The sequence below is a fragment of the Limosilactobacillus oris DSM 4864 genome, assembly GCF_001434465.1.
Taxonomy (GTDB): domain Bacteria; phylum Bacillota; class Bacilli; order Lactobacillales; family Lactobacillaceae; genus Limosilactobacillus; species Limosilactobacillus oris.
The window spans coordinates 1-26869 of the sequence record NZ_AZGE01000012.1; the positions used below are offsets into that span (position 1 = coordinate 1).

The following is a 26869-nucleotide window of genomic DNA, read 5'->3' on the forward strand; positions in this document are numbered from 1 at the left end:
TATTAAAGAGGTTGAGTTAATTCCCAACCTCTTTTTTTACATTCTAAACTTCTTACTTCCCTCAATCAGCATCAGCACGGAAGTGTATATCATTACTGCAATGACAAGCCACATCAATACCGTCAGATTAAGCGACTTAACAAACGTTACGGCAATCACAACACCAACACAACCAAAAAGGGTAATAGCAATTGAAGGCATCCGAGCATATTCATTCTTCTTAATAAATTCAGCTGCAGCAATTGGCATAGTCGAAGCACATGAAGACATCATGATTGGGAACGCAACAATTGGATTCATTCCTAGAAGATAAACCAATGCCATGCACGGCGCATATAGTCCAATCCCTGCCGACATTAATGCACCCAAAATACAGTTAACAGCACAAGCTACTACCAATTTCCAGCCATGAAAGCCAGTAGCAACGTTATTAGCACCTAATTTAGTAATTACCCCCGTGGCAGATAAAATCATTAAGACCGCAGTTACTGCTAAGGCAATTCCAACAATAATTTCAATCTTTTTTTCATCCAAACGTGAAACAATCTTAGCACCTGCGAACGAACCAATCATAGCAGCAATTACCATTGACAATAGCGTCGTACCATCAACCTTAAAGTTGCCAATATATAAAAATGCTTCGGTCATTACCGGTAGTGCACACGCAACATTTAGTGTCCCCGGAAGGAGCTTATCGTTTTTTAACGACTTGGTTAATTTTAATAGCATTGTCGTCGGTGCATAAGAACCAATTCCTAAAGAATCACAAAAATTAGTAAAAAAACCGATGACCCCAGTTACCAAGAAATTGCCGTCCTTGATTTGATTCCTATTAACAATCAAATCATGACCAAAAATAACGATCTGATAAACCGTTAGTATCCCTAATATGAGGATAGTTATTAATTCCGCATTCATCTTCCTCTCTCCTAACTAACATTTTTCTTATCATTCATATCCAGCCAAGAAGCCAAAACGTGTAAATACTGCTCACGTTTTTCAACAAACGACATATGCCGGCAGCCTTCAAAAAGCTCCCACTTCGCATTGGGTAAACGATCATACATCGTTTTAGCTACATAGGGTGTACAAAGATCATCTGTCCCACTGGTAATCAACATCGGAATTTTAATTTTATGCAGCTGTTCAAGATAATCAAAGGATTGTAAATTACCAATTGGCGTATACTCATTTGGCCCCCAAGCTGTCAAATATGCTTGCTTTCCCTCACGCTTGGGTCGCAGAAGCGGTTCGGGATCCGTTGATGATAGTGGTGCATTACAATGCATTGCCATGAAATGGTGATTGGCACTTTGATAATCACCATTTGTGAAGTCTTTTGTCTTTTCAGCCCGCCTAATTGCAGCCTGTTCATTATCAGGCATAAACTTGATCAACCGGTGAAGCTCCTTGCTCCACAACCAAGAAGCAGGAAGCGTACTTGCCAAGATTCCCGACAGCACTCCTCGTGGGTGGAGATCACATAAATACATAATTTCTAACATTCCACCCCAGGACTGACCAAGAAGGTGAATCCTGTCTAATTGCAGGAAATGCCGTAACGCAACTAACTCCTCCAACCATATTTGGGCCCGATAAATTTCCGCCGCATGATTATCAGGACAGGATGATTGACCACAGCCAATCTGGTCATACATAATTAACTGACGCTGATTAGTTTCCGCCAATTCATCTAATACTTCAAAATAATTATGCGTTGAGCCTGGCCCACCATGGATTAACACTAACGGTGCTTTCGTGGTGGCCTCGCCAACGATTCGATAGTATGTTTGATACTTTCCAAAGGGCATATAACCCGTTTGCACTTTTACCATACTTTTTCCTTCTTAATATCGAATCTGAAAGCCAAACCGCTGCTTATCCCCGGTTAACCGGGCAACGTGGCGTTCCATTACGCGACGACGCTGCCCAAACATCATCAAAGCAGTCACCAGGATAAAGATGACCAGTTCGCCGGCAACAAACGACCAGTCAGCTAGGGTAACTTGACTCCCCTTTATAGTTGTCGTCCCCGTTGCCATAAAACTCAGCAGGTCAAAAAGGCCATGCATTACCATCGTTAACCACAACTGTCCAGTGTAGACATAAACAACTGCGAAAAAGAGTCCTAATCCTCCGGCAGCGACCACTTGAAAGACGGTCACACTCCAGGCTTGTTCAGCCACATTTGCCAAGTGTGCCAAGCCAAACAAAACACTACTGGTAGCCAACGCAAGCGGAAGGCGGTGTTGATAATGACGCCAGGCATAAAATAGAATCCCCAGAATTGCAAAGCGAAAAAGAGTTTCCTCGGCAACAGCAGCCCTAAAGGCCATAAGAAGAACCGACCAGTTGAGGCGGCGCAAGGACGGCATTCCGCCAGCATTTACCATCGTTATGAATAAGTCAAGCACTACTAGGCCAAGGAACAGCCACCAATTAAAGTCACCGCTCCAATGAGGCTTTAAACCCGGCCAGGATAGGTGCCAGGCCCGCATTGCCGTCATAATTAAAATAAAGTAGGCTCCCGCGCCCACCGCCCCCGTCGACAGTGTTTGCAATAAGAAATGATTATTGATTAAGTCAGTCGGCAAAGCAATCAGCGGAATCAAGACAACCTGAAAGGTCAGTAACGCGAAAACAAAACGTTCTATGCTCAATTTCAGCTGCCCACCAATAACACTGGCAAAGGGCGCAAACATTAGCAGGTAGTAGATAATCATTAAGGAGACAACGCCGCGCGACGGTAGCCGCAGCAGGGTAATTATTTCCCGGGTAATAACATCCCAGGCAATCACTAAAATGAAGGGCTGCGGGACCCCTTGCAACCAGGCGTTCCCCCGTTGAACCACCGCCGGCAGCTGCGGGATCAATTCTACTAACAGGCCAATCAAAAGGATGATGACCAACAGGAACAATCCACTCGCAACTCGCTGTCGGCCCATTTCAAAATTACGGACCATCATCATGGCCAACACTAATAGGGTTGTGCCAATCTGCACCCGATACCAGATCCTCAAATAATCTCTTCCGGTCATATAGGTTTCTTCCTTTCAGCTTAGATCTCGAAAATAATTGCTAGTATTGATGATAACAGAGTTTTTAACCGGTTTTAAGCAGAAATTAATAAAAGCACCATCCCTAACCATAAAAAAACTTCCAGCGCCATATTGACTCTGGAAGTTTTTTACAATTTAAGCCTTCACAGCTTCTTCTTTCCGTTGCTGGCCATTCCCCTTTCCTTCATGCTTGGAATGGTTTGCTGGCCGCTTTTCATTTTCCTTCCCACGACGATTATGGTTGGGGTGGCGGTAATGATGGTTCTCAGAACGATTATTACCGTTCAGAATCGTTACCATTGGGATAATTACGGGCCGGCGACCAGTCCGCTCAAAGAGCAGCTTCTGCAGGCGGCTGACAATCGTCCGGTTTAATGCCCGCTGATCCACGTGCTTGTGGTTCTTGAAGGTATTCAGAATCGCCCAGAAGACTTCGTGGTTAGCAGCCTTAATCAGCTCTTGCGACTCGTGCATGTAGACAAAGCCCCGCGAAACAATATCAGGACCGGCAACGATTTGGTAGTCCTTGAGGTCAACCACCGCAATGGCCGTCACAACCCCTTCTTCGGACAGCAGACGCCGTTCACGAATTTCTGGGTTACCAACCGTATCACCAGCATCCCGACCATCAATGTACACATCACTGACGCTGTCGATGTGGTCGGCAATCCGGCAACTATCCTTGGTCAGGGCCAAAACATCCCCGTTAGCCAGGATAAAGCTGTTCTCCCGCGGCACCCCAGTCAGTTCAGCCAGCTTGGTGTGAATCTTTTGCATCCGGTATTCCCCGTGGACTGGTGCAAAGAACTTTGGCTTCATCAAGCGAAGCATGAATTCTTCATCAATCTGGCCACCGTGTCCCGAAGTGTGGATATTATTAACGTAACCGTGGATGACGTTGGCGCCACTTTCTTCCAGTTTGTTAATCAAAGCGTTGACGCTGGTGGTGTTCCCTGGAATTGGGTTACTGGAGAAGACCACCGTATCGTCCGGCTGGATGGTAATCTGCCGGTGGGTCCCGTTGGCAATCCGGCTCAATGCAGCCATCGGTTCACCCTGGGAACCAGTACACATGATCAAAACTTTCTCCGGCGGGTAGTTGTTAATTTCATTCTGGTCGATCAGGGCATCCTCCGGGATATTAAGGTAGCCCAGTTCCTGCCCCGCGGCAATCGCGTTTTCCATACTCCGGCCAAAGACCGCAATCTTCCGGCCCTGAGCAATTGCGGCGTCCGAGGCTTCCCGGAGCCGGTAAACATTGGAAGCGAAGGAAGCGAAAATAATCCGGCCCTTAATTCGTTCAAAAATCCGCCGAATGTGAATATCGACCCAGCGCTCGGACTTGGTAAACTGCGGCCGCTCCGCGTTCGTACTATCAGACGTCAAAAGCAGAACGCCTTCATCACCGAGCTTAGCCATCTGTTGCAGGTTAGGACCCGGTAGACCACCAACCGGCGTCAGGTCAAACTTGAAGTCCCCGGTCTGGATGATGGTACCCTGTGGGGTGTGAACAGCAACCCCCAGGGTGTCGGGAATTGAGTGGGTCGTCCGGAAGAAGCTGACCCAGAGCTTCTTGAAGTGCACTTCGTCAAATTCGTTGATTTCGTGCAACTCCGCATTCCGCAAGAGGTGCTTTTCTTCCAGCTTCCCCTTGATCAAGGACATTGCAAACGGCCCCGCGTAAATTGGTGCATTGACCTTCTGCAAGAAGAACGGCAGACCCCCAATGTGGTCTTCGTGACCGTGGGTGATAAAAATCCCCTTGATCTTGTCCTTGTTTTCAATCAGGTAGTCGTAATTCTGGATAACGTAATCGACCCCGAGCAGTTCGTCCTCTGGGAAGAGGACCCCGCAGTCAATGATGATGATTTCATCCTGAAACTGAACACAGTACATGTTCTTACCAATTTCACCTAGGCCCCCCATTGCATAAAAGGCCACTTCATTATTCTTAATCTTTAATTTTGCCATAGTACCTTTCTTTCCTTTATCGATTTTTATTAACGTTACTGTCATAACGGAAAAATCAGTAAGCTAAAAGAGCCGCTTTGTCTGCACAAGGTCGGCAACGAGTATTCATTTAGCTAATTACTATCATTTAAAATCCGTACGTAAAACTAAGTTTATTTTAACACATCTCTGGGGTTAGGGGTAGTAAAAGAGCAAGTGCCGGAAATCCCCTTAGCTAGATAACCGTGAGCAACGCAAAACGCAAACAGGCTCCAGTGCCCGGCAAAGGCCGAACCCTGAAGCCCTACTTATATTTCCTATTCGTACCGTCGCGAGTATCGCCAAATCGCTGGCTTTAGGGTGGAGTGAGATGGTACCATCCCCCATTCCGTCTTCAGCCTTAGAATCAGTCTTCCGTCGGCAATTCTTCTTCCTGACTTTCCCAAGCTGTTTGCCAGTCCTCGACCGGCTCACCATCATCAGTAAAATTAATTGCCGGCAGCTTGGCTAGTATTTCTTCATAGTACGGCTTAGAAAGGCGTAGGCTCTCCGCTACCAACTCTCCCCGGCCCATAAAACTGTTCTGGTCAAGAATCTCGTTAATGGAACTGATGAGGCCGTTATCGACTTCGGACCCGAGGATTTCCAAGCTCTCCCGCTTGTACTGGTCCACGTAAAAGGCAATAAATGACTTTAAGGCCGTTGCTTGGGCGTCCGCGCTTAAATCCTGATAACTCTTTCCTTCTGTACTCACAAATACCGCTTCCCTTTCTTAACTTTACATCCACCATACCACAAACAACGGATCTTGGTTAGCCGCGGTCCTTACTTACCGGCCGGCTGTAAAGTCTGGTTCCGTCTTGATCGACAATTGCGTAAACTTCCTTCTCAGGGTCATTTGCCAAGGTCCCCAGAGCAACTTCCCCCTTCTTCGGTCCCAGCTGCGTAATCGCCTTGACCTGGTCGGCAATAAAAGTTCGAAAAATCTTCCCCAGCTCCTGACGCTCCCGTTCCTTTTTCACCGCGGTTGCCAGGGTAAAGCCCTGGTCAAGAAAATATTTGATCGTTGCCACCCGAAAAAGGGTCAGAAAACTAAAGTAGTGGTTCTTATTCTTATCACTCTGCTTTGATGAAATATAGCCCTTTCGTTCCCAGTAACGAATCTGGCTCGTCGAGACCCCCGTCACGTGGGCTAGTTCGGTCATGCTAATCCGTAAATGATCATTAGTAATCAACTGTCGAAACTGTTTCCCCAGCACTTTGTCTCCTCCAATACAGTAATAATTCATTTTCATATTTTAACGATTATCAGCCATTCTTGTCAAATTATTTGACAAAGATACTAAATAGTCTTATCATTCATACTCGTTAACTTTCCTGGAAAAGAGGTTTTATCTGTGAATGACGCTGAACAAGCTACCCTTGACATCAACGGCCGCCCCTATAACCGGCAGCTGATGGTCATCGTCCTCCTCATCGGTGCTTTCTGCACAATTCTTAACCAGACCATTCTCTCGACTGCCTTTCCGGCCCTGATGGATGCTTTTGACATCAGTACGTCGACCGTTCAATGGCTGACGACTGGCTTTTTGATGGTCAACGGAATCATGATTCCCATCTCCGCCTTTTTAAGCAGCCGTTTCAACACCAAGGGACTCTTTGTGATCGCAATGGTTATCTTTGAAGTCGGAACGGTGATGGCCTGGTTGGCACCATCATTCCCCGTCCTGCTGGCAGCCCGCTTGGTTCAGGCCGTCGGGGTTGGGATCAACATGCCCCTGATGCAAAACATCATGCTAACCATTTACCCACCGGAGAAGCGGGGGGCCGCAATGGGAATTAACGGGCTGGTCATCGGCCTGGCCCCCGCGATCGGGCCTACTCTCTCTGGATGGGTCATTGACAATTTCAGCTGGCGCTGGCTCTTCGGAATGATTGTTCCAATTGCCGGGGTCGTTATTGTTGCCAGCTTCTTCTTGGTAAAGAACGTCATTCCGAACAATAAGCCGCACCTGGACTGGCTGTCAGTGATTCTGTCCACCGCCGGCTTCGGCAGTATGCTCTACGGCTTTTCTAGTGTCGGTGATAAGGGCTGGACAGACCCGGTCGTCCTCGCTTCCATTATCATCGGGGCTATCTTAGTCATCTTCCTGGTATTGCGGCAGAACAAGCTCGACGAACCCTTCCTGGAATTCAAGGTTTTCGCCAGTGGTGAATTTACCCTCGCCACCATTTTAAGTTCCATCGTCATGATGGCCATGGTGGGGGTCGAACTTGTTATCCCACTCTACCTGCAGATTATTCACGGTATGTCAGCTTTCCATTCTGGGTTAACCCTCCTATTTGGGGCCCTGCTGATGGGAATTATGAGCCCGATTACCGGGAACCTCTTTGACCGCCACGGGGCCAAGCGGTTGGCAGTTACCGGGATGTTCATCCTAACCGTTGGGACCCTGCCGTTCGCATTTATTACCCGGGAAACACCGACTATCTATATCATCTTCCTATACGCCGTCCGGATGTTTGGGATTTCAATGGTCATGATGCCGGTTACTACCGCCGGGATGAACTCCCTGCCATTTAACCTGATTTCCCACGGGACCGCCGTCAACAACACGATCCGCCAAGTTGCTACTTCCGTGGGAACAGCCATTATGATTTCTGTCCTGACCAACGTTACCAACAACAGCAAACCGGCGCACACCCTGCTCGAACAATCGCCACTGCAATACAAGTCACAGATGTTTGACGCGACCCTGCAGGGCTACCACGCCGCCTTCTGGTTTGCAGTCGGGTTTGCACTAGTCGGTCTTGCCTTGACCTTCCTGGTAACGAGCGGTAACGGAATTCACCTTGAGCTGGACTCCAAAGACATTAAGGAAGGGGCTGATAAGCAATGATCATTATCATCATGTTTGGCGCAGCAATCGCAATGTTTGCCAGCATCATGTTCATCGAACGCCGGGTTCCCCAGCTAATCTTATCTACGCTCTGTGGACTGCTCTTTGTCGGCTCAACCCTCGTAATGACCCTCAATTACAGCCACCACTTTGGAATGCACCAGGTAACGACCACGACCCGCAAGTCAATTTACTCGGCTTCTAACTCTACTATGCCGTTAGCCCTCTACCAGCCAGTTGGTAGCAGTGGTCGCGACGACGTGTATATTTACAACGTTCAGGAACGGCAAAAGACAGCTAACCACACCCAGGCCAACGAGTTCACGACAAGTAAAATCAAGTGGACAGACCGGGCAACCCCCGAGCTGGTAACCACGGAAACCCGCTGGCGCTATAACAATAGCTTCTTCGCCGCTCTCTACATGTGGTCCGGGATGGACGGGACCCTGGTCAAGCGGACGAATACCTTGGAATACCCCCGCACCTACGTTAAGCTGACGGTTAAACAGGCGGACCGACTGAAGAAGATCGCCCAGTCACCAGCCGCTAAGCAGGCTCAGGCAAGGGCGCAACAGCAGGGCAAGACCGCGGTTGCCAGTGCCGTCCAAGCGGCGTTAGCAAAGAACCCCCACATGACTGCCCAGCAGATTCAACAGGTTTCACAACAAGCCGAACAGCGGCTGCAGGGCCAGATGGTCAAAGAGATGCTGAAAAGCACTAAGTAAACCTAGTAACAGTAAAACCACCCTATGATTGCTCAAGTTCATTCTGAGTAATCATAGGGTGGTTGCTTTTAAAATCCATTAAATTCTTCTGGCAGCGATGACGTAAATGTTAGCTGCTTTTGACTAAAGGGATCCAGGAAGGAAATCTTGCTGGCGTGTAGGAGCTGGTGGTCGGCCCTGGTCATGTCACCACCGTATAAGTGGTCACCGATCAGCGGGTGGCCTGCCGAAGCCATGTGGACGCGAATCTGGTGGGTCCGGCCGGTGTGCAGTTGCAGGCGGAGGCGAGCCCAGTCAACGCCCTGGTCCTCAACCCAGTATTCGGTGACGGCTCGTTGTCCATCCGGCGCAATCACCCGGGCGACTTGGCCCTCCCGCCGGGCAATCGGCTGGTCGATAACGCCATGGTCATCAGCAAATCTTCCACTGACAACTGCCGTGTATTCCTTGAGCATCCGGTGCTGCTGGACCTGCTGACTGATCATACTCGACGCCACGTGGTGTTTGGCGACCAGGAGCAGGCCGCTGGTGAACCGGTCCAAACGGGTAATCAGGTGGGGCCGCAAATCCTCGCTCCCCTGCTCCTCCAGATAACCCTTGACCCGGTTTAAAATCGTCCCGTTGCTGGTGGTTGGCCCTGGAATTGAAGACACCCCCGCTGGCTTATCGACCACCAGCCAGTTATCATCCTCATAAGCCACCTTCAGCGGCTCATGGCTCACCGCTACCGTGGGATCAGCCGTTTCGGGAGCCACCTGAATGGTTAGGGGCTGGTTCGGTAAGATCTGGGTTGTCGGCCGCACCACCCGGTGATCAACCAGGAATTGCCCCTGCCCCTTCTTGATTTCATTGAAGAGCCGGTGCCCCATCCCCAGTGACTGCAAAAACTTCTTGATTTTCACTGGTTCCTGACCAGTATATTGCCACGTTGCTTCCATTATTAACCTCCTGACAAATCAAAAAAAGAGGCTGGGCAATCACCCAACCTCTCACATATCATATACGGTCCGTACGAGACTCGAACTCGTGATCTCATCCGTGACAGGGATGCGTCCTAAACCAACTAGACCAACGGACCATTTGACAACAAATAAAAGTATACGAAATTTTCTTGCACCCGTCAACTAAAAATCAGGAAATTCCCCATAATTAATTTCAGAATAGCTTATAATGATAATACTGTACTAAAACATTAAGGGGGAGTAATTAACTATGCAAACACTTGGTAAGCACCTGGTTACCTGGTGGGAAAAATATTCTCGAATAATCAAGCTCCTATTCGTCACTTCGGTCCTCATCTTTGTCATCCACGCCCTTGGCAACTTCTTTAAGACCGTTAAGTGGCAGCAAGTCGGCACGGGCCTGGCGAACCTCTCCTGGGCAAACATCGTCCTCCTCTTCGTCGCCGGCTGTGTCGCCGTGGTTCCAATGCTCGGGTATGACTTTGCAATCCTTCACTTTCTGCCGGGCAAGTTTAACAAGTCCTACGTTATCCGCTGCGGCTGGATTACCAACACCCTGACTAACATCGCCGGCTTCGGGGGAATCCTCGGGGCCACGCTGCGGGCCTACTTTTACCGCAAAAACGCTAGTAAAAAGGAAATCCTGCTGGCAATCTCCAAAATTGCGGTCTTCCTCCTCTCCGGCCTGTCGATTCTCTGCTGGATTGCCTTGATCATCATGTTCGGCTTTCATGACGGCGGGCACTTCAACCAGTACTCAATCTGGCTCATCGGTGGCGGCCTCTACTTCCCAGTCGTTTTCTATTTTACGGTCATCAATAACAATAAACTCTTCAAGGAAGTTACCCCCAAGCTAGAAGCATTCATTGTCGGCAGCTCGACCTTGGAATGGCTCTTTGTGGCCCTCTTCTTCCTCCTGGTCGGCTGGTGCCTGGGGGTCCGGGAAAACCTCATTAACGTCCTGCCCCTTTACGCGGTCGCCCAGGTGCTGGGGGTCCTGTCAATGATTCCGGGTGCCCTGGGGTCCTTTGATGTCATGATGATTTTTGAGCTCTCCTTGTTAGGGGTGCCGCGGACCACTATTGTCATCTGGCTCCTGCTTTTCCGGATTTTCTACTACATCGTTCCGTTGCTACTGGCCGGCCTGATGTTCGTCCATAACCTGGCCCGCCAGGTCAACGATTTCTTTGACGGGCTGCCGCTAATGCTGCTGCGCAAGGCGGCCTACTACCTAATTACCGCCTTCATGTACCTGTCTGGAATCCTGATGCTTTTGACCGCTTCCATTCCCGACCTCACCGCGGAAAATAAAATTGTCCAAAAGCTGTACCCCTACACTTTCTTCTTTATCCACCAGCTGACTACGGTTCTTTTTGCCATCGCCATGCTGGCCTGCGCACGGGGATTACAGTCTAAGGTACGGCGGGCCTACCTGCCGACTTTGCTACTCCTCCTGATTGGGATTGCTAACACTATTTGGAACCTCGGGACCCTCCGGCTGACCATCTACCTGGCAATCGTCTTCCTGCTAGTCCTGATGTCCCGTCATATTTTGTACCGGAAGAAATTGCAGTACTCCATCGGTAAGTTTGCCATTGACGGCCTGATTTTTGCCGGCAGTTTCATCCTGTACGTCCTCGTCGGCGTGATCAACGCTCCCCAGTACATGAGCAAGCACCACATTCCGAGCTTCCTCTTTTTCCCCGGTGAAAAGGTCTGGTTATCCGGACTATTGGGGCTCGGTTTAGGACTGCTCCTGATGTTCATCATTATCCGCTACTTTATTGCTGGCTTTGACCCCTTCAACCACGTGCGGAGTTTCAACGCCGACCGGGTCCGGGCCGTCATCGACCAGTTTGGCGGGAGTGAGACCAGCCACCTGGCCTTCTTACGCGATAAAAGTATCTACTTCTACCAGCAGGATGGCAAAGACCAGCTGTTCATCATGTACCGGCGAAAATACGACCGGCTAGTGGTCATGGGCGACCCAGTTGGTAACCAGGCCGTTCTCCGTGATGCCATCCGGGAATTTGTCCGCACCGCCGATGAGTATGACTATGAGATTGTCTTTTACGAAGTTTCAAGTGACCTTACCCTGCTGTTGCACGAATTCGGCTTTGACTTTATCAAGATTGGGGAAAGCGGTCTGGTTACCTTGGCTGACTTCACCCTGGCTGGTAAGAAGCAGCGCTCGCAGCGGGCTCTGATGCACAAGTTTGACCGGGAAGGCTACCAGTTTAGCGTCGTCCAGCCGCCGTTTGATGACCAGCTGATGCAAGAGCTCAAACGGGTTTCCGACAGCTGGCTGGGCGAGCAGGTCGAAAAGGGCTTCTCCCTGGGCTTCTTTGACCCTTACTACATCAACCAGGCCCCCGTCGGCTTGGTCCGGGATAAGGATGGTAAGCTGGTTGCCTTTGCCACCTTCATGCCAACGGGTGGCAAGGAAGTGCTGACCATCGACCTGATGCGGCACAGCAAGGACGCCCCGTCTGGAATCATGGACAAAATCTTCATCAGCATGTACCAGTACGGCCAGGAAAATGGCTATACCTACTTTGACCTCGGGATGGCGCCCCTTTCCAACGTTGGTGAATACCAATTCAGCTTCATCGAAGAAAAGGTCGCCCACTTCATCTACGAGTATGGCTACCATCTCTACGGCTTTCAAGGTTTGCGCCGCTACAAGGATAAGTACGCGTCCATCTGGTCGCCCCGCTACATTGCCTACCGCAAGAAGAATTCGCTGGTAGCAAATATGCTGATTGTCGTCAGTGTCGTCAACCAACGCATCGACCAGCAGAAGCACCACCTCTGGATGTGGTGGTTGAAGTAGACAATGGAGAGTGGGACAGAACTAGCTTGTCTAGTTCGTCGTCCCACCTCCGCAAGGATGGCTACGACGCGTAGCAAGCCTATTTGGGGTTGGTCAAATGCTGATTTATCAGCGTTTGACCTGCCAGCCAGCTACTGCGCTGAGGCATTACTAACTTTAAAATATTGAAGAGGCTGAGTTAATTCCCAGCCCCTATTTACATCCTCGTTATTTAATTTCCCGCACCGTCAAGCGGTCGGGCAGGTGGTAGACCTTGGGCCGGGTCCACGCCAGCATCTCGTCCGTTAACTGCAACTTGGTAGTATCACCCCGGTGGTAGGACTGGAAGTAATACTCCCGGCTTTCTGCCACCGTCACGGACCGGTACACCGAGTAAGTCGGCTGGTGGCGGCGGTTTTGGGGAACAGTGACGCTGTCCAACAGGTGAAACTCACTGGTCACCCCCGCTAGCTTGTCAGTCGGCACGTCCGCCCGCTCACGGAGGTAAGCAGCCCGGACGAAGCGGGCACTTGGCGAATAATAGCCAGGCGGATTGGCCTTGCCGGAGAGCCGGCCGGTTGTCACCCGGGGCGTATTCAACGGCACCTGCCCCGCCCGGAAGGCTGGCGTAAAGTCAACATACTTCTCCATCTGGCGGAGCTGACGATCATAGTCGGGACTATTAGTCACCACGCCGAGGGGATTTTCAATCACCCGCATCGGTTGCCGGGTTGGCTCCACCACCACTACTCGGCCAGTCGAGTCAGCGAGGGCGAAGTGCATCTCGGACTTGCCAAACTTTATATCGTTGTGCACGTCACTCATCAACTCAATCTCCGCCAGGTGGTCGACCAGGTCCGCCACCGACTTGAAATTGCCCAGCAGGTAGAGGACAAATTCATAGGCCGCCAGCTGGACCTTAGCGGGATTCGGCTCGTCAACCAGGCGGGCCCCGTTATCGAAAGTCAGTTTCTGGGCCATTAAGCCATACTCATTGACGCCATCAGAAAGGTCAGCCCGACTTGCGGACAAACTCCCGCCACCAACCAGGGCATACTTATTTTCATAAACCCGGTGGTGGTAAACCGACGCCCATTTAAAGTGCCGGGGTAAGAATAGCGGTGAGACGGCTAGCACCGGCCAGTCCATCGTCCGAGCCAGTAAGTGGGTTCGGTCCAAAGTAACCTGGTAAATACTCGTACACATTGCGCTCCCTCCTCTTACTTAATTATTATAAGGAGTTTTGGGGAGGTGCCAATTAATATGTCCCGGGAAATAATTGAGGGTCCCGTGGGAAATTGGAGGCAAAACGCCTCAGTTCTCGCAGGACCCTTTAGTCTCACTTTTATTTTTGTTCCATCAAATAATCATACAGCATCTCGTGCTTGATCTGCTTAGTATCCAGGCCGAGCACTTCGGCAATCCGGAAGGCGAACGCCATGGCCGTTGCTGGCCCCCGGCTGGTAACAACCTTGCCGCCTTCGTCAACGACCGTAATGTCTTCCTTGAAGTGGGCATCGGTTGCCAGCTGAGCAATTTCTTTCTCAAAGCCTGGGAAGCAGGTGTAGTCGCAGTGATCCAGCAGGCCATACGTAGCCAGGGCGGTCGGGGCCGCACACATTGCCGCGTTCCACTTGCCCGCTACGTTCCGCTGCCGCATCAAGTCTGCCAGCTGCTTGTTGGCACTCAACTTTTGGGCACCACCGCGGCCACCCGGAAAGGCGACCAGGTCGTAGTCCAGCAAGTGGTCATCTAAGACCGTATCACAGGTTAATTCAATCTGGTGGGCACCCGGGACTACTTGGCCCTCCAAGCCGACCATTGTGACTTCGACTCCCATTCGCCGCAGGACATCCACAATCGTTAGTCCCTCGACTTCTTCACAACCAGGTGCAAATACAACTGCTACTTTTGTCAAAATAATCACCTCATCAAGCTACTTGTTCACTACTTTAACAACCATTTCCATTACCGCGTCCGCTTCTGGAATCTGATAGAGCGGGTAAATGTGAAACAGGCGCCGGCCGACATGGTAGTCCACCGGTATCTGAGCATCCCGTAGCTTTTGAACGAGCGCGTTAACATCAGGGTACATTATTTCCCGGGTTCCTGCAACTAAATGGATGTCACGGACCTGGTCCAGGTTGCCATAAAGCGGGCTTAGGCGGTAGTCACGGTGATTGACATCCCCAGCCCACAACTGGCCGATTTGCCGAAGGCCCCAGCTAGCCAGGGTGACATCGGCTTCTTCATACTTTGCTACCAACGGGTTTTGCAGGTCCAGGTCCAGCCACGGGGAAAAGAGAATTAGGTGCCCCGGCTGCGGCAGCCCCCGCCGGCCAAGGTATTCACTAAAGCCCAGTGCCAGCCCCCCGCCAGCCGAATCGCCCATCAGGGTAATATCACTTGCGGGCAGGTTCTCGTACAGGCTGACATACAGCTCAGCCAACTGCTGGTAGGCCGCCCGAAAGTTGTTATTAGGCGCCAGGGGGTAGAGCGGCACAATCACGCGGGCCCCAGTGCGCTGGGCCAGCCGGTTCAAGTACTCCCAATGGGTCTTGTCGGGCTGTTGGAGGTAGGCCCCACCTGCTAAATAAACGATTGTCCGTTGCCCGGCTCCCTGCTCATTCAAGGTATAGATTGGCATCCCATCCTGTAAGGCCTGATGGAGCCGTACCGTAAACTGCACGTCCGGCATCACGTAAGCCTGGCTGTTAGCCTGCCGGGACGCAGCAACCAGCTGAGCAAAAGCCTGGGGGTCCGCTAAGGCGTGTTTGAAGCCGCTCAGTTGGATCCCCATTTCCACAAAGGTCGACTTGTTAGAACGGTTGTGACCACAGCGACGCAGCTCCTTCATGCTTGATTCAAAGTTGTCGGTAACCCGGCCGGCAATTCCCGACCGCCATAATTTCAATCGTTCCATCACCCTGTCGCTCCTTTTTCCTGTCCTTTACTTACAATCGTAACACGCTTACTTATTCAATTTTGTTAAGATTTAATTTAGAATAGGGGCAAAGGAAGTGCTAGTATGCATCAAGAATCATTATTTGCCCAGAGCAATTCAGGAGCGACGCCACTCGCTAACCGGGTTCGCCCCAGCACCCTCGCTGAATTCGTCGGTCAGCAGCACCTGATTGGTCCCCACCGGGTTCTCCGGGAGCTAATCGAAAACGACCAGCTCTCCTCGTTAATCTTCTGGGGACCACCCGGTGTCGGCAAAACCACCCTGGCGGAAATCATTGCTCAGCAGACCAAGGCCCATTTCGTCACCTTCTCCGCGGTTACGAGCAGCATTAAAGATATCCGCAAGCTCATGCAGGAAGCCGAGCAGAACCGGGAATATGGTGAGCGCACCATCTGCTTCATTGACGAAATCCACCGTTTCAACAAGGCCCAGCAGGATGCTTTCCTGCCCTTCGTCGAGCGGGGCAGTATCATCCTGATTGGCGCCACGACCGAAAACCCGTCCTTTGAGATCAACTCCGCCCTGCTCAGCCGGTGTAAGGTCTTCGTCCTCAAATCTCTGACTACCGCCGACCTAGAGGAGGTCATCAAACGGGCCTTGGCCCACCCCGCGGCCTTTCCCCAGCTGGAAGTGGACTGTCAACCCGACGCCATCCACCTGATTGCCCAGTTCGCCAACGGGGACGCCCGGGTTGCCCTGAACACCCTCGAGATGGCAGTCCTCAATGGCAAACGCGAGGGCAAAAAGGTCACCATCACCGAACAAGACCTCAGTCAGCTCATCAACACCAAGTCCCTGCGCTACGACAAACACAACGAGGAGCACTATAACATCATCTCCGCCCTCCACAAGTCGATGCGCAACAGTGACGTCGACGCGGCGGTCTACTGGTGTTCCCGAATGCTGGACGGCGGTGAAGACCCGCTCTACATTGCCCGGCGGCTAGTTCGCTTTGCCAGTGAGGACATCGGTCTAGCCGATACCAACGCCCTAAACGTCGCTATCAACACCTTTCAGGCCTGCCAATTTCTGGGGATGCCCGAATGTGACGTCCACCTGACGGAGTGTGTGATTTACCTTGCCTGCGCGCCCAAGTCAAACGCCGTTTACGCCGCCCGTCAGCGGGCCAAACGGGTCATCAAGAAAACGGGCAACCTTCCCGTTCCCCTGCAAATCCGCAATGCTCCCACCAAGCTGATGGCTGACCTGGGTTACGGCAAGGGCTACCAATATGCCCATGATAGCAAGGATAAGCTGACCACCATGACAACGATTCCCCCGGAAATTAAGGATGAGCATTTCTACCAGCCAACCGCTTCTGGACGGGAAGCGCGTTTTAAAGCCCGACTGGCCCAAATCAAGCAGTGGCACGCTCAGCATCCAGATTAAGCAAAAAAACGGTCCTTATACCGGTATTATCGCCAGTATGAGGACCGTTTTTTACTATCTAACTTTTTGTGGATGACTCCGCAACGCTAATGGTACAACGATTAATAACGATAGCACAATCAGGACCACCGCCGCAATGACGATGTTCCGGTAACCGCTGTACAAAATCTGCCGCATCGTTGGCACCAGCGCGTGGGGCAGCTGGTTAGCCGTCTCCGCGTTGGAGAGCTTGTTTAGCATCCGCATCGTAATATCGCCGTGGTACTTTTGGACGCCCCGGAAGAGCTCCTGGTTTAAAATCACCCCGTAGACCGCCGCCATTAGGGTCTGGCTCAAAATTCGCAAAAGGTAGCCCAGCGAGGTTGCAATCGGTACGTCGCGGAGTTCCGCGTCGGTCTGGACGCTGATTTGCAAAATGTTGAAGACCAGTCCGACGCCAAAACCTTCAAAGGCCCCCATCAGCAAAAGGAGCCAGAACGGCGCCCGCTGGCCACCCAGCAGGATGCCAACAAAGGCGATAAAGATCGTTGCTGCCCCGCAGGTGACTAGCCAGTACTTGCCCCAGCGGTCCTGGAGCAAAGGAACCAGCTCGGAGCCGATGAAGTTGGTCACGGCCCCGGGAATCTGGGTCATCCCCCCGAGGAGGGCGCTCAGACCCAGCAATCCCTGCGCCCACATCGGAATGTAGGTTACAAAGGCAATGAACGAGCCCCAGATAATCACGAAGAGCAGGAAGTCAATTACCAGTTCACGATTTTTAAACAGGCGGCTCGGCACGATCGGGTCGGCAGCCTGACTATCGACCCGCACCATCCAAACCAGGAGGAGCAGGCCAATGACAAGGAGCAGGGTGACCAGCCAGCCGCTTGCACTGCCAATCAGCTGGACGGCCACTAGAATCGTCACCAGGCTCACCACCAGCAGACAGGCACCGAGGTAGTCAACCGGCTTCCCCGCCGCCTGCCGCTTGGGACTCTGGTAGAAAATTGCCACTAAGGTAATCGCTAGCAAAGCAATCGGGACGTTGACGTAGAAAACCCAGTGCCAGCTCAGGGTATCCACAATCCAGCCACCGAGCAGGGGACCAATAATCGAGGCCGTTCCGAAACAGGCGCTGGAAATTCCGAGTACCGCGGCCCGTTTCCGCAGGTTCTGGTAAATCTCCGCGTAGACAATAAAGGGGATGGTGTTCATCCCCCCGGCCCCAATCCCCATCACGGTCCGGGCAATGATGAACCAGGTGATGTTTGGCGCCAGCCCTTGAAAGATAGCTCCGATGACAAACAGGACGGTAGCGGTGATGTAAGCCCGCTTGTTGCCCTGGTGCTCCCCCATCTTACTCCACAGCGGGGTTGCTACCGCTATCCCGAGCAGGAAGGTGGCAACGATCCAGCCCATGTACTGTAAACCGTGCAGGTCACTGGTGATGGCAGGCAGAGCCGTATTGACAATCGTCGCGTCCATCCCCGCCATGATGTTTGAAAGGAGGAGCGCCCCCGTAACTAATGATCTTCGTCGGTGATTTTCCAAACTGTTACCTCCTTAAATGCTTACTCTCTACAAAAAAGAAGGGTTCCTAACATAAGACCCCTTCTGCTTAATTATTCTTTCTTCACCCCGGCAGTCACCACTTGGCCCAGCTTCTGCCAGTCTGCCTGCACTGTTGGCAGGAGCCGTCGGGCATACAGGATTGCGGCCGGATGATACATCGGCACTAGGGTGTAATCGTCAGTCGACCACTGGTAGCCCTTGCCGTCCGAAGCCGCCTGCTGAATCGGCCGCACCAGCTTTTGCCCGTGCAATTCACCGATGTTGGCGGTCGGTCCCAGCAAGCGTTGCAGGGCCGTATTACCAAGCGGCACGATAATCCGCGGCGCAACCGTTGCCAGCTCCCAGTCGAATAACGGTGCAAAGGCCAGCACCTCTTTTTTCGTCGGTGTCCGGTTCGGCCGCTTCTCGACCAGCTCACCGGTTTTCTTATCCCGCACCTGTTTAATGGAGTACGGTCGCTGGCGGACAACACTGGTGATGTAGGTATTGTCCCGCGAATAGCCGATCGAGTTGAGGAGCTTCATCAGCTCCTGTCCTGAAGCCCCAGAGAACGGTATGTTCACCTGCTCTTCATGTCGGCCCGGCGCTTCACCGACCAGCATTATGTCCGGGTGCAGCGGTCCCTGCCCAGGGGTAAAACCCGCCAGCTGACGGCCAGCAGTCCGTTCCCGAACCTGTTTCAGTAGCTCTTGGGGGTATTTAATTATCACTCTAGCTCACCTTGTTTCACCATTCTAGCCATTATGCCGCCATTTCGTATCCGTGATAATTCGGGCGGTGATTAGCCCCAGCGGGAGGAAAATCACGATCAGCAGTGCCTTCGTCAGCCAGAGGGCCCCCACGCTAATGGAGGTTAGGCCGATATTATACATCGCCCGGTACATGTACAGCCCCGGCACCATGATGACAATCGACGGTACGGTAATCGAAATCTGCGGGTAGCGAACCTTACGTTTAACAATCCAGGCTAACAGCCCCGCAATCATCGCCCCGACAAAGGCCGCTGGTCCCGCCGGAATCTGGGCTAGGTCGACCAGCTCTAGGCGGGTCGTGTTGGCCACCGCGCCAATCAAACCGGCTAGGGCCGCCATCTTAGGGGTACTGTTAAACATGATTGAGAAGCCGAAGACCCCGCAAAAGCTGGCCGGCAAGCGCAGCAGCATGTAGACCAGCGGGGTCAGCGCCAGGTGGGGAAAGTTCTCTGGCCGGAGGTTTACCGCCATCGCCACTACCCAGCCGACCAGGGTCGCCACGACAACAATCAACGCGGCGTATGCCAACCGCTCAAGGCCCGACCGCATATCGAGCTTAGACAGGTCCAAGCCGCTGGTAATGAAGGGAAAGCCGGGGATGACGAAGAGCATCGCCCCGATATAGCCGGCCTCATGGCGGGAACTAACATGGAAACCGAATTGCAAGACTGTCAGCGCCAGCAAGTAGCTCAGGCAGGCCACAGCGACCGCGACTCCGATTCCAGCAAACATGGTAATGTGCCGGTCGCTCATCTTCCGCCGGACGTAATTTCCCAGGCCAGCCCCGATAAAGCTGCAGATCATCTCGACCGGGCCGCCACCGAGGAGAAAAACGAAGGCGCTGCAAGCCAGTGCCGCCGCTAATCCCACCTGGTAGGGAGCATATTTTCCCCGCGAATGGGTAATATTTTCCAGCCGGGCATGAATATCACCAATGGTCATCGTGTCGCCGTGTTCATCGAAGTCCTGAACAAACTGTTCCATATATGACAGCTTCGTCGTGTTGACCCCGGTCGTCGGTAGTGACAGGGCCTGCGTGTAACTATGATGGGCGTCCATGCAGGTATACTCCAGGGACACCAGACCAATATCGACCGAACAGGTCATCTTTAACTTGCGGGCAATAATGTTCATTGAATCACGAACTCGCCAGGCTCCGGTCCCGTACGACAACATCATCAAGCCAATTCGGCCCACAATGGCAGCCCGTTCGACCAGGTTGGCCTCGCTTGCCGGGGTAAAATTATCGTTGGTAAAGAAATCATGCCAAGGAATGGCCATGTGGTGCTTGTTGGATAAGTGGGGTGTTGGTTGAAATTCGTCTGACAGCAACTCGTCTTCCTTGCTCATAAAAAGCGTTCCCTCCGCTAATGTAATTGTCCTCTATCATTCACAATTATCATTATACGTCCCTTGTCAACTTTGCTTAGAAAATCACTTGAGTTCTTTGAGACGGTCAACAAGGGTTTCCTCTTCTGGGCTGAGGACGTACCCCTCCCGAACCGCCACGGAAATCGTAAAGCTGACTGGGATCGGGTCCTGGATGTCAAGGGCAACGATCCCTGGTTCGTTTTGAATGGCGTTTTTAACCATCAGGCTGATACCAAAGTCTTGGCGGACCAGCTCCTTGATCCAGGAAATGTCCGGCATCCGGTAGGCAACCATCTGGGGCTTGATCCCGGCATAGGTACAGTAGGCCTGCAAGGCAGCGTAGTGGACGTACTGGTGGTCAAAGTTGACAAAGCGTTCGTCCGCCAGCTCCTTAAAGGAAACTGCCCCGCGTTTAGCCAGGGGATGGTGGTCACTAACAATAATGTTAAACGGCAGGCTCGTCACCAGGTGGGCATAAATCCCCGGTTCATCAATCAGGTTGTTAGAACCGAGTACCGCAATGTCGATTTTACCGTCCTGCAGCTGTTTAAGGAGGTCGTGGGAGCCGACCGAAACGATTTTCAACCGCTGCAGCAGGTCATCGGGCAGACTCTCCACCAGTTGGGAAATTGCCATTTTCCCGATGATTGGCGGCAGGCCAAAGCGAATCTGCCGCTTATTGGCCCGGCTAATTTCCTGGTGGGCCAGGTCGATTTTCTTGTTAATCAGCTTGGCATTTTCGAAAAGCATCATCCCGCTGCGGGTGACCATCTCGTCCCGGTGGACCCGGTCCTTTCGAATCAGCTGGGTATTGAATTCACGTTCCAGCCGTTGGATCGACTGGGTGATCGTCGGTTGGGAAACTTTAAACAGCTTGGCCACCTGGGTATAGTTTTTATATTTAACCAGTGCCACAAAGTACTGGAGATCACGGGTATTCATTGTTCTCATCCCCTTTACGCTAACAATCTTACGCCAAAAGCGCTGGAAAAGAAAAGGAAAAATCATAATTTGCCGTCAGGGGGTGGAGTGGCTTATAATTAAGGTGAAAGGAGGCCCGCGGGTATGGCCCTATCCCAACCAATTTCTGACTACTTCGACCAGCTGATCTATGCGATCGGTAACTATCACTACAACTGGCATCCCAGCTGCGAACTGTTGATGGTAATCCAGGGGCGGTTAACTATCAACGTCGAGGGCTACCAGTTCCAACTGGCGCCCCATGATTTAATCCTGGTGAACGCCAACCAGGGGCACGCTACTCTGGCGGCAGTTCCTAACACGGTGGCAATCCGCACCCACATTGACCCCCGCTTTTACCAGGAGCAGGGAGTCCAGCTAAACCGGGGCGAATTCCGCCTAAACTCCGCGCTGGTGCCCCACCATCCCCTTTATTCGCAGCTACGGCAGGCGATCGCCCGGATGGACCTGGCAGCTAACCCCTTTGAGAAAAACAGTGCCGCATTCGCGCTCACCGGCTTATTGTATGACCACTTTTTTGTTCCAGCTGCTCATGATCACCTGCCCCACCAGCAGCGCAGCGCCCAGTTTACCCAGCTAGCGAAGGAAATCCAGCTCCACTACCAAGAACCCCTTAGCCTTGGTCAGCTCGCTGACCAAGTTGGCTACTCCAAGCCTTACTTTTCCAAGAGTTTCAAACAGCACTTCGGGATTGGCTTCTATGAATACCTGACCCGCGAACGGCTCCAGCACGCCCTCAGTGAATTAAATACTTCTTCGGCTAAGATTAGTACGATTGCCCTCGCCAACGGCTTTACCGAGATCAAGTCCTTCAACCTCGCCTTCAAAAAGCACTTTGGAATTACCCCCTCTGCCTACCAGGCCAAGTTTTCGCCCCAGCTCAAAACGGTCGACGTCCGCTTCCAGCAGGCCCTTTCCGCGGAGCAAGCCGCGGCCGCTAAGCAGGAACTCCGCCAGCTTTTGGCCCCCAAGCCCAGAGAAGCAGCTGTTCCGTCCTGTGACGATTGCACCTTCAAGCAGGATGGCCTGCGCTATCACCAACTCAAGGCCGAATTACAAAAGCTACTCGATGATAAAAAATGACCTACCAAGTTATTGACCCGTTCAATTAACAATTAAATCTTCCCGGCCTAGCGGTTGACTGGTTCACGGTCAGGCTGCTAGGCCTTTTTTATCCTCCGGGGTTGCCAAGACGGCTCTAGTTTCCCGCCCGTCCGCATTTGCACCGCCCCAAATTCATTAACGACTGCATAGCTAGTTTGTGGCGGCTGGCACATAATGGGAACTGAAATTAAGGAGGGAATTCTTATGCAGTACACCTATACCGAACCAACGCTAAGCAAGAAGGGCGCCCAGCTGCGCGATCTGCTGGTTAAATACCTTGATATCTTTAGCCACCGGCTCCCCGATGACGTTACCAAAAAATTAGTTGAGTATTCTAAGATTGAGGTCGATCCACTCCAAAAGATCGTTTACGACACGATGATGGAGAACCAGCGGCTGGCGGCCGAAGCGGACGTGCCGAGTTGCCAGGATACCGGGACCCTGCAATTCTTCGTCAAGGTCGGCACCAAGTTTCCACTGATTGACGAACTGAACGAAATCCTGGTTGATGCGACCTACCAGGCAACCAAAATTGCCCCACTGCGGACCAACGCCGTTCAGACCTTTGATGAATACAACACCAACATCAACATTGGGGATGGGATCCCAGGGATTTTCACCCAGTTGGTTCCCCACAGTTCCGACATTGAAATTTACCCTTACATGGCCGGTGGGGGCTGCACCCTGCCTGGGGTCGCTAAAGTCTTAATGCCCGGCGAAGGTTACGAAGGGGTCACTCGGTTTGTCATGGACCGGATGACAACCTACGGGGTTAATGCCTGCCCGCCACTGCTCGTCGGGGTCGGAATTGGGACCTCCGTTGAAACCGCCGCGATGAACTCCAAGCTGGCCCTGCTCCGGCGGGTTGACTCATACAGCACCAATAAGCGGGCTGCCAAGATGGAACACCTGCTGGAAGACGGGATTAATGCGATTGGCCTGGGTCCCCAGGGCTTCGGCGGCAAGAAATCCGTTATGGGCGTCAACATCATTAATACCGCCCGCCACCCATCGGTAATTGGGGTTGGGGTCAGCACCGGTTGCTGGTCCCACCGGCGGGGCTTAATCAAGCTCGACCAAGATTTAAACTACGAACTACCAATGAACAAGGGAGTTGAACTATAAAATGAAGACCTATCATTTAACCACACCAATTTCCGCTGACGATATTAAAGACATTCGGATTGGCGACATTGTCTACCTCACCGGGACAATGGTTACCTGCCGGGATGACGGTCACCGGCGGGTCGTCAAGGAGGGGCTGGCGATGCCCGTGGACGTCGAGGACAAGGCAATCCTCCACGCCGGGCCGATCATCAAATACTTGCCTAACGACCAGTACGAGATGGTTGCCGTCGGTCCCACGACCTCTATGCGGATGGAAATGTTTGAAGAAGAGTTCGTTCACAAGACCGGCGTCCGCCTAATCATTGGTAAGGGCAGCATGGGGCCGGGAACCGCGCGGGCCTGCAAGAATGACAAGGCCCTCCAGCTAGTTTACCCAGCCGGAAACGCCGTCTACGCTGCCAAGCACGTAGAAAAAATTGTTGACGCCAAGTGGACTGATCTGGGGATGCCGGAAACGCTCTGGGTATGCAAGGTCAAAGACTTCGGTCCCCTGATTGTCACGATTGACACGAATGGCGACAACTTCTTTGACGCCAAGAAGGCCGAGTTCAACCGGCGCAAGGAAGAACAGATCAAGAAGATTAGTGAACAGGTGCAGTTTATTAAGTAGGAAGTGGGAGTGGTACAGAACTAGCTTGCTAGTTCGTCTTACCACCCCCGCAAGGCTTGCTACGCCGCGTAGCAAGCCTTGCGGGGGTGGTCAAGCACTGGTGAATCAGTGCTTGACCTGCCAGCCAGCTACTGCGCTGCTGCATTACTATCTTTGTACGTTGGCGCGGCACGCGTCGGCCAAGCGTCTGTACCTAGACACTAGCCCTGTGCTGGTGAACACGTTAATGGAAGTGTGAGCCAGCTCCTGGGCAAAAAGTATAAAGAAGTATAAAAGAATTCAAAAGTATAAAAGGCACAGACTCGCAACCGAATCTGTGCCTTTTATTAGTGTTCCTTCAAAAATTCCATCATCAGCTTATTAAAGGTCCCGGCCTGCTCCGCCATCACCACGTGGCCGGACTGGTCAACCGCCTGGTGGCTGACGTACTCCGGATTAGCCGCCGCCATCATCTCGGCAAAGCGACCGTCAAAGTAAGGACTCTGGTTAGCCGTCACCAGGAGAAGCGGAGTCGAGGCAGCTTCAACCGCCGTTCGCCAATCCTTCTTTGCGTGGTCGTATAGTAAGGGCAAGTTGTCAGCCCGCACAAAGGGAAACATTTCCTTTTCTGGAGCCAGTTGGTTCAAGACCTGCTTGGGTACCCCGTTCAACGTTTCCCGGACATTGCCATGCTCCTTGAGCTTGAGCCGGTAGGATGCCCGGGTGATGTCCATGTAGCCATAGGGCCATTTGGCTGTATTTAGCATCTTGGGCGACTGGTCAATCGCGATTGCCCCCCGGACCGGAAAATCCGGATAATGCTGGAGGAAGCCGTATATTTCTGCCGCCCCCATCGAGTGCCCGATCAGAAACGGCCGTTCGATGTTCAAGCCAACTAGCAATTCATGGAGGTCAGCAATCAGCCGGTCCACTGAAGCCAGGCCAGCAGTGTGTCCCGACGCACCATGGTTGCGCTGGTCATAACTCACCACCTGGTAACCGTTTGCCAGCAGCTCGGGTACCTGAAGACACCAAATTTGCTGGTAGCCACCGAAACCATGGATGAGGACGACCGGCTGCCCAGTACCTTGAACTTGGTAATTTAACTGGACGCCATCGCTAGTCTGAAAGTCCATCAGCCAGTCCCTCCTTTACTAGGGTCAAAAAGATCGTCACAATCAGCAGGTCGGCGGTTCCGCCAAGGCTCAGGTGCTTAGCAGTAAACTCCTGCTCCAGCTGGGCCAACTTTGCCCGGCCCGCCGCAGTCGTAACCCCGCCCGCCGCCAGACATGCGTCCACCTGGGTGTTTTTCCATTCCAAAATGGCTGGGTCGCCGGCTCGTTTCACCAGGGTGGAGTCCTCGGTGTAGCGGGCAAGGGCAAGCATCGTCTGGATAATCCGCCGGTTCCACTCGCCAGCGGTAGCAAGCATCGCCGGTAAGCCATGGTCAAATACCGTTGGGTAGCCGGCCTGGGCCTCGCCCCGAATCCCCGTCAAACCGTACTGGCGGTACTGGAGTTCCCCGGCCGTCTGCTGGTCCACTGCCGCTTGTTTTTGCAAGTCATCCTGAACCAAGCCAACGAGGAGCTGTTTGACCGTTGCTTGGATGTCTGCCAGATCGACGCGACCGTTCCGCCGCCAGCTATCTGCCACCGCCAAGGTCATAATACCAAGGGAAAAGACAGCGCCCTTATGGGTATTCACGCCGTTTGTCGCCGCAAACATTGCCTGTTCGGCCCGCTTGCCAAATTCACGGAGTTCCTTAAACATCAGCGGGTAGTCGGCCGGGTGTTCGCTCAGGCCCAGTTTCGCGGCCTGTTCCAGGTAGCGGCGGAAACTCAGGGAGCTATTGATAAAGGTAAAGACGCTCATGTCAGGATGAGCGCTGTGTTCCACCGGATCCACCAGGCCCGGCTTGGGCCATGCCACTACTTCGTACAAGAGTGATTGCTGGGCAAAGGCCACTAGGCGGTCACGCACCCGGCGCCGCTGTTCGACGGCCAGCGCCGCGCTAATCAAGCTGCTTACCGCCGCCTGCAGTTCCGCCACCGTATGCCGCCGGGACCGCCCGCACTCCTTTGCCGGCCGCCCACAGACAAAGCACCGCCGCGCCGGCTGGCCACTGTCCGCCCGTGAAAGCGGGACGACCTGTCCAGCCCGCTGCACCAGAACATCCAAGTCAAAGAGGCGGTGGCTTGCCTGTCCCTCCTCGAAGCGGGTCGTCTGTGCCTTCACGTCCTGGGGAGTTGCCTTGACCAGGTAGAAGCGCTCGGGACCGGTTCCGGCGTCCAGCCACTCCGTATCCTGGTAAAAGAGCTGACCCGTGGTGAGCCAATCCCGTTCCAAAGCCAGCAGTTCCGTCGTGAAGAAGCGCTGAATGGCCCGGTTATTTTTGATGGGTCCCGGAATATTAAGTTTGGCCGCCACCACCGTCATGGCGGGGTGGGCCGCTACCAGCCGTTGCTGGAGGGCCGCTCGACGGTCCTTATTTGCCAACACCGCTGGAATATCCTGGGGCTGGCCCGTTGCAAAAATACTTGTCATTGTAGGCTCCTTTCACGTTTGCGTGTTCTACTATATGTATTATAAAACGGGTGGGATTCCATGTAACCTCACCCGTTTTATCAATTC

At 52.6% G+C, this 26869-nt stretch carries 23 protein-coding genes and 1 tRNA gene; 7 read left to right on the plus strand and 17 right to left on the minus strand.

What is annotated here, in order from left to right; all coding sequences use genetic code 11:
- Positions 1–36 precede the first annotated feature (36 nt).
- The 6 genes from FC49_RS05580 to FC49_RS05605 all read right to left on the minus strand — a co-directional run bounded on the left by FC49_RS05580 (position 37) and on the right by FC49_RS05605 (position 6268).
- Positions 37–918: a sulfite exporter TauE/SafE family protein gene (locus FC49_RS05580; RefSeq protein ID WP_056984479.1), complete on the minus strand. Its 882-nt coding sequence runs from the start codon at positions 916–918 to the stop codon at positions 37–39.
- 11 nt (positions 919–929) lie between these two features.
- Positions 930–1835, minus strand: coding sequence for a proline iminopeptidase (gene pepI, locus FC49_RS05585; RefSeq protein WP_056984480.1), 906 nt, complete (start codon positions 1833–1835; stop codon positions 930–932).
- 12 nt (positions 1836–1847) lie between these two features.
- The gene (locus tag FC49_RS05590; RefSeq protein WP_056984481.1) at positions 1848–3038 is read right to left on the minus strand and encodes a CPBP family intramembrane glutamic endopeptidase; all 1191 of its coding nucleotides are present in this window, start codon (positions 3036–3038) and stop codon (positions 1848–1850) included.
- Between the two features lie 156 nt (positions 3039–3194).
- Positions 3195–5030 (minus strand): ribonuclease J1, encoded by a 1836-nt coding sequence (rnjA, locus tag FC49_RS05595; RefSeq protein WP_056984482.1) that lies wholly within the window; start codon positions 5028–5030, stop codon positions 3195–3197.
- A gap of 385 nt (positions 5031–5415) precedes the next feature.
- Positions 5416–5763 (minus strand): hypothetical protein, encoded by a 348-nt coding sequence (locus tag FC49_RS05600; RefSeq protein WP_003713686.1) that lies wholly within the window; start codon positions 5761–5763, stop codon positions 5416–5418.
- A gap of 58 nt (positions 5764–5821) precedes the next feature.
- Positions 5822–6268: a MerR family transcriptional regulator gene (locus FC49_RS05605; protein WP_003713715.1), complete on the minus strand. Its 447-nt coding sequence runs from the start codon at positions 6266–6268 to the stop codon at positions 5822–5824.
- A 198-nt stretch (positions 6269–6466) separates the two neighbouring features.
- Between FC49_RS05605 and FC49_RS05610 the strand changes: the two genes are divergently transcribed.
- Positions 6467–7909 carry an MDR family MFS transporter gene (locus FC49_RS05610; protein WP_176605840.1) on the plus strand — a complete coding sequence of 481 codons (1443 nt, stop codon included), beginning with the start codon at positions 6467–6469 and terminating at the stop codon, positions 7907–7909.
- Complete coding sequence (locus FC49_RS05615; protein WP_003713711.1) at positions 7906–8634, plus strand: DUF4811 domain-containing protein; 729 nt, start codon at positions 7906–7908, stop codon at positions 8632–8634. Before FC49_RS05610 ends, FC49_RS05615 begins: the two co-directional genes overlap by 4 nt.
- Positions 8635–8702: 68 nt before the next feature.
- Here the strand turns inward: FC49_RS05615 and FC49_RS05620 are convergent, their stop codons facing one another.
- Together FC49_RS05620 and FC49_RS05625 are read right to left on the minus strand one after the other, a co-directional pair.
- Complete coding sequence (locus tag FC49_RS05620) at positions 8703–9572, minus strand: RluA family pseudouridine synthase (RefSeq protein WP_003713697.1); 870 nt, start codon at positions 9570–9572, stop codon at positions 8703–8705.
- 65 nt (positions 9573–9637) lie between these two features.
- Positions 9638–9712 (minus strand) — tRNA-Asp (locus tag FC49_RS05625).
- A gap of 134 nt (positions 9713–9846) precedes the next feature.
- Between FC49_RS05625 and mprF the strand changes: the two genes are divergently transcribed.
- Entirely contained in the window at positions 9847–12429 is a 2583-nt protein-coding gene (gene mprF, locus FC49_RS05630) for a bifunctional lysylphosphatidylglycerol flippase/synthetase MprF (protein ID WP_056984483.1), read from the plus strand.
- 207 nt (positions 12430–12636) lie between these two features.
- Here the strand turns inward: mprF and FC49_RS05635 are convergent, their stop codons facing one another.
- From FC49_RS05635 to FC49_RS05645, 3 genes are all read right to left on the minus strand, one after another.
- Entirely contained in the window at positions 12637–13614 is a 978-nt protein-coding gene (locus FC49_RS05635) for a linear amide C-N hydrolase (protein WP_056984484.1), read from the minus strand.
- A 139-nt stretch (positions 13615–13753) separates the two neighbouring features.
- Positions 13754–14326: a DJ-1 family glyoxalase III gene (locus FC49_RS05640; RefSeq protein WP_003713722.1), complete on the minus strand. Its 573-nt coding sequence runs from the start codon at positions 14324–14326 to the stop codon at positions 13754–13756.
- Positions 14327–14344: 18 nt separating this feature from the next.
- Positions 14345–15331, minus strand: coding sequence for an alpha/beta hydrolase fold domain-containing protein (locus FC49_RS05645; protein ID WP_056984485.1), 987 nt, complete (start codon positions 15329–15331; stop codon positions 14345–14347).
- 105 nt (positions 15332–15436) lie between these two features.
- On the opposite strand from FC49_RS05645, the gene FC49_RS05650 reads away from it, so the two are divergent.
- Entirely contained in the window at positions 15437–16762 is a 1326-nt protein-coding gene (locus FC49_RS05650; protein ID WP_056984486.1) for a replication-associated recombination protein A, read from the plus strand.
- A gap of 54 nt (positions 16763–16816) precedes the next feature.
- Here the strand turns inward: FC49_RS05650 and FC49_RS05655 are convergent, their stop codons facing one another.
- The 4 genes from FC49_RS05655 to FC49_RS05670 all read right to left on the minus strand — a co-directional run bounded on the left by FC49_RS05655 (position 16817) and on the right by FC49_RS05670 (position 21378).
- Entirely contained in the window at positions 16817–18292 is a 1476-nt protein-coding gene (locus FC49_RS05655; RefSeq protein WP_056984487.1) for an MFS transporter, read from the minus strand.
- A 71-nt stretch (positions 18293–18363) separates the two neighbouring features.
- Complete coding sequence (locus FC49_RS05660) at positions 18364–19023, minus strand: uracil-DNA glycosylase (protein ID WP_082603559.1); 660 nt, start codon at positions 19021–19023, stop codon at positions 18364–18366.
- 24 nt (positions 19024–19047) lie between these two features.
- Positions 19048–20415: a threonine/serine exporter family protein gene (locus tag FC49_RS05665; protein ID WP_003713691.1), complete on the minus strand. Its 1368-nt coding sequence runs from the start codon at positions 20413–20415 to the stop codon at positions 19048–19050.
- Between the two features lie 84 nt (positions 20416–20499).
- On the minus strand, positions 20500–21378 hold the full coding sequence (locus tag FC49_RS05670) for a LysR family transcriptional regulator (protein WP_056984488.1): 879 nt from the start codon (positions 21376–21378) through the stop codon (positions 20500–20502).
- Positions 21379–21501: 123 nt separating this feature from the next.
- Between FC49_RS05670 and FC49_RS05675 the strand changes: the two genes are divergently transcribed.
- From FC49_RS05675 to ttdB, 3 genes are all read left to right on the plus strand, one after another.
- A complete protein-coding gene (locus tag FC49_RS05675; protein ID WP_056984489.1) occupies positions 21502–22500 on the plus strand; it encodes a helix-turn-helix transcriptional regulator in 999 nt (332 codons plus the stop codon).
- 225 nt (positions 22501–22725) lie between these two features.
- Positions 22726–23646: a L(+)-tartrate dehydratase subunit alpha gene (gene ttdA / locus FC49_RS05680; RefSeq protein WP_056984490.1), complete on the plus strand. Its 921-nt coding sequence runs from the start codon at positions 22726–22728 to the stop codon at positions 23644–23646.
- Between the two features lies 1 nt (position 23647).
- Positions 23648–24259 carry a L(+)-tartrate dehydratase subunit beta gene (gene ttdB / locus FC49_RS05685; RefSeq protein WP_056984491.1) on the plus strand — a complete coding sequence of 204 codons (612 nt, stop codon included), beginning with the start codon at positions 23648–23650 and terminating at the stop codon, positions 24257–24259.
- A 326-nt stretch (positions 24260–24585) separates the two neighbouring features.
- Here ttdB and FC49_RS05690 read toward each other — a convergent pair whose 3' ends face one another.
- Both FC49_RS05690 and citG read right to left on the minus strand, forming a co-directional pair.
- Positions 24586–25374 carry an alpha/beta fold hydrolase gene (locus FC49_RS05690; RefSeq protein ID WP_056984492.1) on the minus strand — a complete coding sequence of 263 codons (789 nt, stop codon included), beginning with the start codon at positions 25372–25374 and terminating at the stop codon, positions 24586–24588.
- A complete protein-coding gene (gene citG, locus FC49_RS05695; protein WP_056984493.1) occupies positions 25358–26782 on the minus strand; it encodes a triphosphoribosyl-dephospho-CoA synthase CitG in 1425 nt (474 codons plus the stop codon). Before citG ends, FC49_RS05690 begins: the two co-directional genes overlap by 17 nt.
- Between the last annotated feature and the right edge of the window lie 87 nt (positions 26783–26869).

Bases quoted from the DNA above. Each gene is read 5' to 3' on its own strand.
- pepI (WP_056984480.1), bottom strand. From the start codon at position 1,835: ATGGTAAAAGTGCAAACGGGTTATATGCCCTTTGGAAAGTATCAAACA.
- rnjA (WP_056984482.1), bottom strand. From the start codon at position 5,030: ATGGCAAAATTAAAGATTAAGAATAATGAAGTGGCCTTTTATGCAATG.
- FC49_RS05670 (WP_056984488.1), bottom strand. From the start codon at position 21,378: ATGAATACCCGTGATCTCCAGTACTTTGTGGCACTGGTTAAATATAAA.
- FC49_RS05650 (WP_056984486.1), top strand. From the start codon at position 15,437: ATGCATCAAGAATCATTATTTGCCCAGAGCAATTCAGGAGCGACGCCA.
- FC49_RS05635 (WP_056984484.1), bottom strand. From the start codon at position 13,614: ATGTGTACGAGTATTTACCAGGTTACTTTGGACCGAACCCACTTACTG.
- ttdA (WP_056984490.1), top strand. From the start codon at position 22,726: ATGCAGTACACCTATACCGAACCAACGCTAAGCAAGAAGGGCGCCCAG.
- FC49_RS05615 (WP_003713711.1), top strand. From the start codon at position 7,906: ATGATCATTATCATCATGTTTGGCGCAGCAATCGCAATGTTTGCCAGC.
- FC49_RS05590 (WP_056984481.1), bottom strand. From the start codon at position 3,038: ATGACCGGAAGAGATTATTTGAGGATCTGGTATCGGGTGCAGATTGGC.
- FC49_RS05675 (WP_056984489.1), top strand. From the start codon at position 21,502: ATGGCCCTATCCCAACCAATTTCTGACTACTTCGACCAGCTGATCTAT.
- FC49_RS05610 (WP_176605840.1), top strand. From the start codon at position 6,467: ATGGTCATCGTCCTCCTCATCGGTGCTTTCTGCACAATTCTTAACCAG.
- FC49_RS05665 (WP_003713691.1), bottom strand. From the start codon at position 20,415: ATGAGCAAGGAAGACGAGTTGCTGTCAGACGAATTTCAACCAACACCC.
- citG (WP_056984493.1), bottom strand. From the start codon at position 26,782: ATGACAAGTATTTTTGCAACGGGCCAGCCCCAGGATATTCCAGCGGTG.
- FC49_RS05580 (WP_056984479.1), bottom strand. From the start codon at position 918: ATGAATGCGGAATTAATAACTATCCTCATATTAGGGATACTAACGGTT.
- FC49_RS05620 (WP_003713697.1), bottom strand. From the start codon at position 9,572: ATGGAAGCAACGTGGCAATATACTGGTCAGGAACCAGTGAAAATCAAG.
- ttdB (WP_056984491.1), top strand. From the start codon at position 23,648: ATGAAGACCTATCATTTAACCACACCAATTTCCGCTGACGATATTAAA.
- mprF (WP_056984483.1), top strand. From the start codon at position 9,847: ATGCAAACACTTGGTAAGCACCTGGTTACCTGGTGGGAAAAATATTCT.
- FC49_RS05690 (WP_056984492.1), bottom strand. From the start codon at position 25,374: ATGGACTTTCAGACTAGCGATGGCGTCCAGTTAAATTACCAAGTTCAA.
- FC49_RS05645 (WP_056984485.1), bottom strand. From the start codon at position 15,331: ATGGAACGATTGAAATTATGGCGGTCGGGAATTGCCGGCCGGGTTACC.